Here is an 11,383-nt window from a genome sequence, read left to right as displayed (position 1 = left end):
TGTTTGAGCGAAGCGAGTTTGCGCGGACCCCGCGTACCGCGAGCAGCGCAGGGCAGCCGCGAAGCGGCCGGTGACGTCGGCCGGTCCAGGGCATACCGCCCGCCATCGCCGTCCCGAAACTTCAGCGTTACCCTACCGCCATGCTCACGATCTACAACCACCGCCACGCGCTTCATCACGGCAAGCTCGAGATGTTCCGCGGCGCACTCGTGCCATGCTTCGAGGTCCCTGCCCGCGCCGACTACGTCCTGCAGGAATTGCAGCAGCGCCGGCTCGGCCCCATCGAAGAACCCGCTGCATTCGACGACGCAGCGATCGCACGCGTCCATGCGAAGCGCTACCTCGACTTCCTGTCGACGGCCTGGGATGAATGGGTCGCCCTGGACCCGGCCAACGCCACACGCGATGCGCTGCCTTCCTATTGGCCGATCCGCACCTTCCGCTCGGACGTGCTGCCGGCGAGCTTCCCAGCGCGCATGGGTTTGTTCTCGTACGACGCCGGCACGCCGCTGACATCGGGCACCTGGACCGCGGCCCGCGCCGGCGCCTGCTGCGCGTTGACCGCCGCGGCGCGCGTGCTGCAGGGCGATCGTGCGGCCTTTGCGCTCACGCGCCCGCCCGGTCATCATGCGGGCGCGGACTTCTTCGGCGGCTACTGCTTCCTCAACAACGCGGCCGTCGCGGCGCAGTCGCTGCGCGATGCCGGCGTGGAGCGCGTCGCGGTGCTCGACATCGACTACCACCACGGCAACGGCACGCAAGCGATCTTCTACGAACGCGCCGACGTCCAGTTCACCAGCCTGCACGGCGATCCGCACACCGAGTATCCGTACTACCTCGGCTACGCCGACGAGCGCGGTGCCGGCGAGGGCCTGGGCTTCAACCACAACCTGCCGCTGGCGCGCGGCAGCGGCTTCGCGCTCTGGCGCGAGGCGCTGGCGACGGCGCTGCGCGGCATCGCCGCATTCAAGCCGGGCGCACTGGTGGTCTCGCTCGGGCTCGACACCTTCGCGGGCGATCCGATCGCCGGCTTCACGCTCGCCACGGCCGACTACCTGCGCGTCGGCGAAGACCTCGCCCGGGCGGGCCTGCCGACCGTGTTCGTCTTCGAGGGCGGCTATGCCGTGGCCGAGGTCGGTGCCAACGCGGTCAACGTGCTCGAAGGCTTCATGCAGCGATCCGGCTGACGCGGCGGCGACGCCACCCGGGGACATACCCGCTTGCCGCGCGAATGTCCCTGCGGCCCAATGCGGCCTTTCGAATCCGTTGCGGAGTTGCCCCATGTTTCGTCGTTCCCTCCTGTGCGCCGCGCTGCTCGGCGTCGCCGCCACCGCCGTCCACGCGCAGACCTTCCCGACCCGGCCGATCAAGCTGGTCATCGCCTTCCCGGCCGGCGGCCCGACCGACATCACGATGCGGCAACTGGCCGACAACGCGTCCAAGATCCTCGGCCAGCCGATCGTGGTCGACAACAAGCCGGGTGCCGGCGGCACGCTGCCGGCGCAGGCCCTGCAGACCGCGCCGCCCGACGGCTACACCATCGGCCAGATTCCGCTCGGCGTGTTCCGCCTGCCCTACACGACCAAGATCAACTGGGACCCGGTCAAGGACATCAGCTACGTCATCAACGTCACCGGCTACGCCTTCGGCATCGCGGTGCCGGCCGACAGCCCGTTCAAGACCTGGAACGATTTCGTCGCCTACGCCAAGGCCAATCCCGGCAAGCTCACCTACGGCTCGACCGGCAATCTCACCAGTCCGCACCTGACGACCGAGCGCATCGCCCAGCAGCTCGGCATCCAGCTGCAGCACGTGCCCTACAAGGGCAGCGCCGACCTGGCGCAGGCGGTGCTCGGCAACCACCTGATGGCGATCGCCGATTCGACCGGCTTCGCGCCGCTGGTCGAGTCGGGCAAGCTGCGCGTGCTCAATACCTGGGGCGAGAAGCGCCTCGCCAAGTTCCCGGACGCGCCGACCCTGAAGGAACTCGGACTCGACATCGTGCAGAACTCGCCTTTCGGCATCGGGGCGCCCAAGGGCACGCCGCCCGAGGTCGTGAAGAAGCTGCACGACGCCTTCAAGCAGGCCATGGAAGAGCCCAGCTACCTGGCGGCGCTCGGCCGCTACGACATGCTGCCGATCTACATGAGCTCGGCCGACTACACGAAGTTCGCGCAGACCACCTTCACCCGCGAGAAGGCGCTGATCGAGAAGCTGGGGCTGGCCAAGCCGCAGTGAGCGGGGCTATCCGAGCTCGAAGCTCGTGAGCCCATGGACCCGCTGCAGGTCGCAGGGCGGCGCGGCGCCGGCATACATGCGGGCGGTCTCGAAGACGCTGCGCATCCCTTCGGCCCGCGCCATCGCCACCGCGTCGGCGTTCGGCAGCGGGACGTCGATGTAGACCGAGTCACCGGCCGGCACCGCCGCACACAATGAGGCGAACAGCGCGCGTGCCACCTGCGGGTCGTCGGCCAGCAGCGGCGCGATCTTGTGGCCTTCGCGACAGCGGCGGATCAGCCCCCAGCCGGCGAGCCGCCCGTCCTGGAGCCAGGCCAGGCCGGTCGCATCGGGCATGCCGACCCAGGCGCGCAGAAATGCGTCGCGCGGCGCCGGGAACACGCGGCGATCGTCGGCCGCCAGGAGGCGGGGGTCGACAGTGGCCAGCGGGACGATCTGCGGCGGCGCGCTGCCGCCCCCTCGGGCAACACCGGCAAAGCGGGCGTTGTTCCAGGCCAGGGCAAAACCGCTGCGGCGATAGTTGTCCTGCTGCGCCGGGACGCCATCCAGTCCCACCACATGGCCGGCCAGCCGCGCCATGCCGGCACGCCAGAGCCTGAGCCCGACGCCCTTGCCGCGCCAGGCCGGCGCGACGATGTAGAGGCCGATGAAGCCGAAGCGGCCCGCGTACGAGACCGCGCCGATGCAGCCGATCGCTTCCCCGCGATGCTCGGCGACCAGGAAGCCGCCGGGGTCGGCGGCGTGAAAGCAGGCGCCATCGTGCAGGCCGGGGTTCCAGCCTTCGCGGGCGGCCATCTCGATGACGAGCGGCATCTCGGCGAGGCCGAGCGTTCGAATCGTCGGGTCCATTTCCGCATTCTGGACCGGCGCCGTGCCGGCTTCCTGTCCAATAGCGGCATGGACACCTCGCAAGACGCGCACCGCCGCCTGACCGAACTCGAGATCAAGGCGAGCTTCACCGAAGACCTGCTGGACCAGTTGAACCTGACGATCTACCGGCAGCAGGAACAGATCGACAGCCTGCTGCGGCAGGTGGCGCTGCTGCGGCAGCAAAGCCCCGATCCAGGCACCGGCGGCGCCCGCAACCTGCGCGACGAGTTGCCGCCGCACTACTGAAGACCTTTTTCACGCTTCCACCAGTCATGTGCGTTCACCGTTTAGTACTCTTTGATACACAATCAGATCAATACTTAAGGAGTAGATATGCGGCATCCAGAGCGTCGAGGGAGGCGGGCGATCGAGGCTGCGGCGGTGGCCGCGCTGATGCTGGGGGCGGGTGGCGTCGCCGCCCAGGCCGCTGATGCGCCGCCCGCAGCCGCGGCGCCGGCAGCCGACGGCACGGACGTCGTGGTCCACCCCTGGGTGGTGCCGCCGCCGAACTGGTCGCCCGAAGCCTACTTCACCAACCTGAAGGACGGCGCCACGACGGAGGCGCCGTTCGTCGCCCGCTTCGGCCTCTCGATGCGGGGCATCGTGCCGGCCGGCAAGACTGCGGGCTCGGCCGGCCATCACCACCTGCTGATCGATCAGCCGCTGCCGCTCGATTTCACCAAGCCGCTGCCCTTCACCGAGCACTACATCCACTTCGGCAAGGGCCAGATGGAGACCGTGGTCGACCTGCCGCCGGGCACCTACACGATGCGGCTGGTGCTGGCCGACCAGGGCCACATCCCGTATTTCGTCTACAGCAAGCCGCTCAAGTTCACGGTCAGCAAGCAGAACAAGGGCGTCACGCCGGCCAGCCTGCTGGGGACGCCGCGCGTCGAGCTGCTGAGCCCGGCCGACCGCAGCACGGTGCAATTGCCGCTGCGGGTGCAGTTCCATGCCAGCGGACTGAATGTCTCGAACGCAGCCCCCAAGGTGCCCGACACCGGGCACTTCCGGCTGGTGCTCGAACGCCCCGGGCAGAAGGCCGAGATCATCGAGCTGGAGGGCGGGCAGACCGAGCTGTGGCTCAATCCGCCCAAGGGCAGCTACAACGCGCGGCTCGAACTGATGAGCAACACGGCGGCCGGCAACGTGGTCGCACGGGCCAGGCCGGTCGCCTTCACCGTGCCCTGAGCACCGCCGCCGCGGCTTCGGCGAAGCCGGCGCCGCGCTCCCGGCTGGCGACATAGCGCGGCAGGTGGGACAGCGCGGCCTCGAAGCGGCGGACGTTGGCGACGCCGATGCTGTTGTCGAAGTGCTGGAACATCAGCGCATCGTTGGTCGAATCGCCGACGTAGGCCCAGCGCGGCATCTCCTCGTCGAGCCGGCGGCCCCACAGCTCGCGCACGATCCAGCGCGCGCCTTCGAGCTTGTTGTGGCTGCCGTACCAGCCGTTGACGTGGATGCTGCTGACGGTCGCATGCATGCCCTCGCTCTGCATCAGCGCCACCACGGCGGCGATCTGCGCATCGCCGAGCTGCGTGAACTCGCTGTGGTCGATCGCGATGTCGCATTCGCGGCCGGCCGAGTCGGTGGCGCGCCGGGCACCCGGGATCTCGCGCTCGAGGCGGTCCAGCACGGCCTGCATGCGGGCGAAGTTGCGTTCGCGCGTGGGCGCGTCCTGCTGGTAGCGCTTCTCGAGGCCGCCGCCGGGCAGCGGCAGCAGGGCGACGGCGCCGTTCTCGGCCACGATCGCGTCCACTGGCCAGACGTTCGCGAAGGGCTCGCTCCAGCCCACCGGGCGGCCGGTGATCGCCACCCGGTGCAGGCCGGCCGCGCGCAGGTCGGCCAGCGCCGCCAGCGCATCGGCGCTGATCGCGCCTTCGGTGGTCAGCGTGTCGTCGATGTCGGTGAAGACGCCGACCAGCGCCCGCCGCGCCGCCAGCGGCCACTCGCCAAGGGGAATCATCAGGAGGCGGTCTGCAGCGCCAGGCCGGCGTGCTCGCGCAGCGGGTGGAAGTGGATCTTCGGGAAGCGCTCCTGTGCCAGCCGGACGTCGTAGGGCGAGGTGCACAGGTAGGCGAGCGTGTTCGCCGCGTCGAGCGCCATGCGCTGCGGATAGGCATCGACGAAGGCGCGCAGTTCGGCCGGCGTGTCGGCCGTGATCCAGCGGGCGCCCGTGTACTGGCAGCCCTCGAGCCGGATGTCGGCGTCGTACTCGGTCTTGAGCCGGTGCTGCACCACTTCGAACTGCAGCTGTCCGACGGCGCCGAGCAGCATCGGGCCGCCGACTTCGGGCCGGAACACCTGGATCGCGCCTTCCTCGCCAAGCTGCGCCAGGCCCTGCTGCAGCTGCTTGGTCCGCAGCGGGTTCTTCAGGATCACGGTCATGAAGAGCTCGGGCGCGAAGAAGGGCAGGCCGGTGAACTGCAGCGAGGCGCCGTCCGTGATGGTGTCGCCCAACTGCACGCCGCCATGGGTCGTGAAGCCGACGATGTCGCCGGCGTAGGCTTCCTCGACCGCTTCGCGGCGCTGGCTCATGAAGGTCACGACGCTGGTCGGGCGCAGTTCCTTGGCGGTGCGCTGCACGCGCAGCTTCATGCCCGGCGTGTAGCGTCCGGAGGCCATGCGCACGAAGGCGATGCGGTCGCGGTGGTTGGCGTCCATGTTGGCCTGCACCTTGAAGACCACGCCCGCGAAATCTTTGTCCTCGGGCTGGATCTCCTTCACCACCGGCTGGCGGTTGACCATCGTGGTGCTGGTGCGCGACTGCGGCTGCGGCGCCAGGTCGACCAGCGCATCGAGCACTTCCATGACGCCGAAGTTGTTGACGCCCGAGCCGAAGAACACCGGCGTCTGCTTGCCGGCCAGGAAGGCCTCGCGGTCCCAGCTCGGCGAGGCGCCGGTGGCGAGCTCCATGCTTTCCGTCGCGTGGTCGAACTCGCGGCCGAAGCGCTTGTGGAGCGCCTCGCGGTCGGTCAGGGGAATCGTCTCGAAGTCCTGCGGCAGCTTTTCCTGGCCCGACTCGAACACCGTCATCGCCTGCGTGCGCAGGTTGATGATGCCGCCGAAGGTCTTGCCCTGGCCCACTGGCCAGGTCATCGGCACGCAGGGCATGCCGAGTTCGCGCTCGATCTCGTCGAGCAGCTCGAGCGGCTCGCGCACCTCGCGGTCCATCTTGTTGACGAAGGTGATGATCGGCGTGTCGCGCTGGCGGCAGACCTCGATCAGCCGGCGGGTCTGGGCTTCGACGCCGTTGGCGGCGTCGATCACCATCAGTGCCGAGTCGACTGCGGTCAGCACCCGGTAGGTGTCTTCGGAGAAGTCCTTGTGGCCGGGCGTGTCGAGCAGGTTGATGACGTGGTCGCGATAGACCATCTGCATCACCGACGAGGCCACCGAGATGCCGCGCTGCTTCTCGATCTCCATCCAGTCGGACGTCGCATGGCGCGAGGCCTTGCGGGCCTTGACCGAGCCGGCGATCTGGATCGCGCCCGAGAACAGCAGCAGCTTCTCGGTCAGCGTGGTCTTGCCGGCGTCCGGGTGGGAAATGATCGCAAAGGTGCGGCGGCGTTTGGTTTCGGAGGCGAAGGTCATGGTGAACGCGGTGCGCGCTCACGGGCGCGGTCTGCTGAAGGCAAAGCCCGCAATTTTACCGTTCACATCGGCGGCGTGAAGCCGTTGCGGCCCACCAGCAAGCTGGAGGCCGTCGGCTTGCCGTCCTTCAGCTGCGCCGTGACGACGACTTTCGCGCCCTGCACCACCAGCGCCTGCTGGTCGTCCTGGGCCGGCTTGAAGGTGACGATGGGCGTGCCGCGGGGCACGATCACGGTCTTTTCGCCGTCCTTGTAGCGCAGCACCAGCTTGCGGCCGCCCGGCACCGAGGACGGCGCGGCGGCGAGGGCCGAGACGGTGGCGTTGGTCATCGTGCCGTTGGGCATGTAGTCCCAGGGCCGGAAACCCTCGCCGGTGCCGCGCATGGCCTCCGGAAAGACCAGCACCTCGACCGCGCGCTGGGTGCCGTCGGGCTGGGGCAGCGAGCCGGCGCCGACGAAACTGTTGGGCTTGATCGCGTCCAGCGTGACCGGCAGCACCTCGACCACCCGCATGTCGGGCGGACGCACCATCGTGACGACCTCGCCGCTGCGGTCCTTGACGGTCAGCGAGGTGGCGTCGACATGGGCGATCACGCCGCGCACGCGCACCGGAGGCTGGGCCGCGCCCCCCTGGGCCCAAGCCGCGGTGGACAGAACGGCCGCTGCGGCGGCTGCAAGTGACAGGGCGAGGACGCTGGCTTTGGACATGGCGGAATTCGGTGCGGCAGTGGAGGGGAAGCGCAGTCTAGGCCGATCCGGCGCGCCTTGCTGGCGGCGGTCCGGCGGCTGGCGTTAAAATGCGCCGTTCCGAGGAGCGTTGCAGCGCCGTCAGGCGTGAGGCTCGGACCATCATCGCAACCACGCTCACCCGCTGTTCTCGCGGTGAGTCCGTTCCCCGAATGCAGTGGCCACTGTCAAACCCGCTTTGGAGCCCACAATGAGCGCTGTTCTCAAAACCACCCCCGTCTCGACCGCCGACCAGGCGATCGCCGACCTGTCCCTGGCCGCCTGGGGCCGCAAGGAAATCCGCATCGCCGAAACCGAGATGCCCGGCCTGATGGCGATCCGCGAGGAATTCGCCAAGGGCCAGGCGCTCAAGGGCGCGCGCATCACCGGCTCGCTGCACATGACGATCCAGACCGCCGTGCTGATCGAGACGCTGCAGGCCCTCGGTGCCACCGTGCGCTGGGCCTCGTGCAACATCTTCTCGACCCAGGACCACGCCGCCGCCGCCATCGCCGCCGCCGGCACGCCGGTGTTCGCGATCAAGGGCGAGTCGCTGACCGACTACTGGGACTACACCCACGCGATCTTCGAATTCGGCCCCAAGGGCTCGAAGGACGAAGGCCCGAACATGATCCTCGACGACGGCGGTGACGCCACCATGCTGATGCACCTGGGCCAGAAGGCCGAGAAGGACCTCGGCGTGCTGGCCAACCCGACCAGCGAAGAAGAACGCATCCTGTTCGCCGCGATCAAGGCCAAGCTGGCGGTCGATGCCACCTGGTACACCCGCAAGTCGGCCCAGATCATCGGCGTGACCGAAGAAACCACCACCGGCGTGCACCGCCTGAACGAGATGTCGGCCAAGGGCACGCTGCAGTTCCGCGCCATCAACGTCAACGACTCGGTCACCAAGAGCAAGTTCGACAACCTCTATGGCTGCCGCGAATCGCTGGTCGACGGCATCAAGCGCGCCACCGACGTGATGATCGCCGGCAAGGTCGCCTGCGTGGCCGGCTACGGCGACGTCGGCAAGGGCTCGGCCCAGGCCCTGCGCGCCCTCAGCGCCCAGGTCTGGGTGACCGAGATCGACCCGATCAACGCCCTGCAGGCCGCGATGGAAGGCTACAAGGTCGTCACGATGGAATACGCCGCCGACAAGGCCGACATCTTCGTCACCACCACCGGCAACCGCGACGTGATCCGCCACGAGCACATGGCCGCCATGAAGGACCAGGCGATCGTCTGCAACATCGGCCACTTCGACAACGAGATCGACGTCGCCTCGATCGAGAAGTACGAGTGGGAAGAGATCAAGCCGCAGGTCGACCACATCACTTTCCCCGACGGCAAGAAGATCATCCTGCTGGCCAAGGGCCGCCTCGTGAACCTGGGCTGCGGCACGGGCCACCCGAGCTTCGTGATGTCGTCCTCGTTCGCCAACCAGACCATCGCCCAGATCGAGCTCTTCACCAAGCCCGACGCCTACCAGGCCGGCAAGGTCTACGTGCTGCCCAAGCACCTGGACGAGAAGGTCGCGCGCCTGCACCTGAAGAAGGTCGGCGCGATGCTGACCACGCTGACGGACACCCAGGCCGCCTACATCGGCGTCGACAAGAACGGTCCGTACAAGCCGGACACCTACCGTTACTGAGCGCCGCGCCTTGCGTGCCGATCAGTTGCTCGTCGAACGCGGCCTGGCCGCTTCGCGCTCGCAGGCGGTTCGCCTGATCGCCGGCGGCTTGCGCTGGCGTGATGGCGCCGACTGGCGCGTCGTGGGCAAGAACCGCGACGAAATCCCCGAAGCGGCCGAGCTCGAACTGCTCGATGCCGCCGAGGCCCGCTACGTGTCGCGCGGCGGCCTCAAGCTGGAGGGCGCGCTCACCGCCACCGGCATCGACCCGACGGGCAGGCGTTGTCTCGACGTCGGCCAGTCGACCGGCGGCTTCACCGACTGCCTGCTGCAGCGCGGCGCTGCGCATGTGGTCGGCGTCGACGTCGGTCATGGCCAGCTGCACGCCCGCATCCGCGAGGATGCGCGCGTGACCGCGGTCGAGGGCGTCAACGCGCGCACCTTGACGGCCGAGGCCTGGGCCGCCGAATCCGACGCCGACGAGGCGCCGGTCGACGACAGCTTCGGCCTGATCGTCGGCGACCTGTCCTTCATCTCGCAGACGCTGGTGCTGCCCGCGCTGGTGCCGCTGCTGGCGGCCGATGGCGACCTGCTGATGCTGGTCAAGCCGCAGTTCGAGCTGCAGCCGGGCCAGGTCGGCAAGGGCGGCATCGTGCGCGACCCGGCGCTCTACGCGCTGGTCGAGCAGCGCCTGCGCGACAGCTGCGCGGCGCTCGGACTGCGCGTCGTGCGCTGGCTCGACAGCCCGATCGAGGGCGGCGACGGCAACCGCGAATTCTTCATCCATGCTGTTCCTGCGGACGGCCAACCAGGAGCCGGCCGTGCGCCTTCCGCTGAGCTTTGAGTTCTTTCCGACCAAGACGCCCGAGGGCGCGGTCAAGCTGCGCGCGGTGCGCCAGCAGCTCTACGCGCAGTCGCCCGAGTTCTGCTCCGTCACCTACGGCGCCGGTGGCTCGACCCACGACGGCACCTTCGGGGCGGTGCGCGAGATCCTCGCCGAAGGCGTGGCCGCGGCCTGCCACTTCTCCTGCATTGGCGCCACCAAGGCGACGGTGCGCGAGCAGCTCGGCGAACTCAAGGCGATGGGCGTCAAGCGCCTGGTCGCGCTGCGCGGCGACCTGCCGAGCGGCTATGGCGTGGGCGGCGAGTTCCTCTATGCGAGCGACCTGGTGGCCTTCATCCGCGCGGAGACCGGCCGCGATTTCCATATCGAGGTGGCCTGCTATCCCGAGGTGCATCCGCAGGCCCGTTCGCCCGACGCCGACCTGCAGGCCTTCGCGGCCAAGGTGCGCGCGGGGGCCGACTCGGCCATCACGCAGTACTTCTTCAGCCCCGAGGCCTACTGGCGCTTCGTCGACGACGCGCGTGCCCTGGGGCTCGACACGCCGATCGTGCCGGGCATCATGCCGATCACCAGCTCGACCCAGCTGATGCGCTTCTCGGACGCCTGCGGCGCCGAGATCCCGCGCTGGATCCGGCTGCGGCTGCAGGGCTTCGGCGACGACACGGCGTCGATCAAGGCCTTCGGCCTCGACGTGGTCGCGGCGCTGTGCGAGCGGCTGTGCGCCGGCGGCGCACCGGCGCTGCATTTCTACACGATGAACCAGTCGGTGGCCACGCTCGGCGTGCTGCAGCGGCTGGGTTGGGCCGAATGAGTTTGAGCCGCCGCATCGCGACGCTGTCGATGGCGTTGCTTGCGGCCGGGCTTGCGGCCTGTTCGCTGCAGCCCACCGCGCCGGGTGATGAGGCCGGCGGTGCAGGGTTCCGACTGCGGCCGCTGGCCCGGCAGCCGGCCTTGCCGCCCGGCGCTCCGCCGCGCTCCGCGGTGCCGTCGGTGCGCTATGACCTGGCTGTGTCGGGCGCGCGCGAACTCGGGCCCGACGACGGCATCCCGGGCGATGAGGGCGGGCGCGAGATCTTCGAGCGCGGCGGCGCGTCCTGGTACGGCATCCAGTTCCACCAGCGCAAGACCGCCAGCGGCGAGCGCTTCGACATGACGGCCCTCACGGCGGCGCACCGGACGCTGCCGTTCAACACCCGCGTCTGCGTCCGCAGCCTGGTCAACGGGCGCGAGGTGCTGGTGCGGATCAACGACCGCGGCCCCTATGCCTCGGGCCGCATCATCGACCTCAGCCGGGCCGCGGCGGAAGAAATCGGAATGCTCGGCATGGGCATCAAGACGGTGGCGCTGTCGATCGCCGACAAGGACACCGACCGCTGTGGCGGCACGGAAGTCGGCACGGTCGAGACGCCGGCCCAGGCGGCGCCGGAGCCGGCGCCGAAGCCGGCACTGAAGACCCTGCCGCTGCGCAAGCGGCGCTGATGC

At 69.2% G+C, this 11,383-nt stretch carries 12 protein-coding genes and 1 riboswitch; of the genes, 8 read left to right on the top strand and 4 right to left on the bottom strand.

What is annotated here, in order from left to right; all coding sequences use genetic code 11:
* The first annotated feature begins 140 nt into the window (after nt 1–140).
* Both QTI68_RS25460 and QTI68_RS25455 read left to right on the top strand, forming a co-directional pair.
* Nucleotides 141–1,187 (top strand): histone deacetylase family protein, encoded by a 1,047-nt coding sequence (locus tag QTI68_RS25460; protein WP_286525560.1) that lies wholly within the window; start codon nt 141–143, stop codon nt 1,185–1,187.
* A gap of 94 nt (nt 1,188–1,281) precedes the next feature.
* Nucleotides 1,282–2,238 carry a Bug family tripartite tricarboxylate transporter substrate binding protein gene (locus QTI68_RS25455; RefSeq protein ID WP_286525558.1) on the top strand — a complete coding sequence of 319 codons (957 nt, stop codon included), beginning with the start codon at nt 1,282–1,284 and terminating at the stop codon, nt 2,236–2,238.
* A 6-nt stretch (nt 2,239–2,244) separates the two neighbouring features.
* On the opposite strand, the gene QTI68_RS25450 is transcribed toward QTI68_RS25455, so the two are convergent.
* The gene (locus tag QTI68_RS25450; RefSeq protein WP_286525556.1) at nt 2,245–3,087 is read right to left on the bottom strand and encodes a GNAT family N-acetyltransferase; all 843 of its coding nucleotides are present in this window, start codon (nt 3,085–3,087) and stop codon (nt 2,245–2,247) included.
* Between the two features lie 48 nt (nt 3,088–3,135).
* Here QTI68_RS25450 and QTI68_RS25445 point away from each other — a divergent pair, with 48 nt between their 5' ends.
* Both QTI68_RS25445 and QTI68_RS25440 read left to right on the top strand, forming a co-directional pair.
* On the top strand, nt 3,136–3,354 hold the full coding sequence (locus QTI68_RS25445) for a SlyX family protein (protein ID WP_286525555.1): 219 nt from the start codon (nt 3,136–3,138) through the stop codon (nt 3,352–3,354).
* A gap of 87 nt (nt 3,355–3,441) precedes the next feature.
* Complete coding sequence (locus QTI68_RS25440; protein WP_286525554.1) at nt 3,442–4,299, top strand: DUF4399 domain-containing protein; 858 nt, start codon at nt 3,442–3,444, stop codon at nt 4,297–4,299.
* Here the strand turns inward: QTI68_RS25440 and QTI68_RS25435 are convergent.
* From QTI68_RS25435 to QTI68_RS25425, 3 genes are all read right to left on the bottom strand, one after another.
* Complete coding sequence (locus QTI68_RS25435) at nt 4,286–5,074, bottom strand: HAD-IIB family hydrolase (RefSeq protein ID WP_286525553.1); 789 nt, start codon at nt 5,072–5,074, stop codon at nt 4,286–4,288. The two genes, QTI68_RS25440 and QTI68_RS25435, sit on opposite strands and share 14 nt — an antisense overlap.
* The gene (locus QTI68_RS25430; RefSeq protein ID WP_286525551.1) at nt 5,074–6,702 is read right to left on the bottom strand and encodes a peptide chain release factor 3; all 1,629 of its coding nucleotides are present in this window, start codon (nt 6,700–6,702) and stop codon (nt 5,074–5,076) included. Before QTI68_RS25430 ends, QTI68_RS25435 begins: the two co-directional genes overlap by 1 nt.
* A 62-nt stretch (nt 6,703–6,764) precedes the next feature.
* The gene (locus QTI68_RS25425) at nt 6,765–7,409 is read right to left on the bottom strand and encodes a hypothetical protein (RefSeq protein ID WP_286525550.1); all 645 of its coding nucleotides are present in this window, start codon (nt 7,407–7,409) and stop codon (nt 6,765–6,767) included.
* Between the two features lie 95 nt (nt 7,410–7,504).
* Nucleotides 7,505–7,574, top strand: a riboswitch (S-adenosyl-L-homocysteine riboswitch).
* A gap of 64 nt (nt 7,575–7,638) precedes the next feature.
* Between QTI68_RS25425 and ahcY the strand changes: the two genes are divergently transcribed.
* The 4 genes from ahcY to QTI68_RS25405 are packed head-to-tail and all read left to right on the top strand — an operon-like array spanning nt 7,639 to nt 11,380.
* Nucleotides 7,639–9,078, top strand: coding sequence for an adenosylhomocysteinase (gene ahcY / locus QTI68_RS25420; RefSeq protein ID WP_286525549.1), 1,440 nt, complete (start codon nt 7,639–7,641; stop codon nt 9,076–9,078).
* A gap of 10 nt (nt 9,079–9,088) precedes the next feature.
* Complete coding sequence (locus QTI68_RS25415; RefSeq protein ID WP_286525547.1) at nt 9,089–9,901, top strand: TlyA family RNA methyltransferase; 813 nt, start codon at nt 9,089–9,091, stop codon at nt 9,899–9,901.
* On the top strand, nt 9,879–10,712 hold the full coding sequence (gene metF / locus QTI68_RS25410) for a methylenetetrahydrofolate reductase [NAD(P)H] (protein ID WP_286525546.1): 834 nt from the start codon (nt 9,879–9,881) through the stop codon (nt 10,710–10,712). The genes QTI68_RS25415 and metF overlap by 23 nt, the downstream gene beginning before the upstream one ends.
* The gene (locus QTI68_RS25405; protein ID WP_286525544.1) at nt 10,709–11,380 is read left to right on the top strand and encodes a septal ring lytic transglycosylase RlpA family protein; all 672 of its coding nucleotides are present in this window, start codon (nt 10,709–10,711) and stop codon (nt 11,378–11,380) included. The genes metF and QTI68_RS25405 overlap by 4 nt, the downstream gene beginning before the upstream one ends.
* Nucleotides 11,381–11,383: the final 3 nt, after the last annotated feature.

This window comes from Variovorax sp. J31P207 (genome assembly GCF_030316965.1).
Classification (GTDB): Bacteria; Pseudomonadota; Gammaproteobacteria; order Burkholderiales; family Burkholderiaceae_C; genus Variovorax; species Variovorax ginsengisoli_B.
The sequence above is the reverse complement of the archived record's forward strand: the minus strand, read 5'-3'. Positions and strand labels throughout refer to the sequence as shown.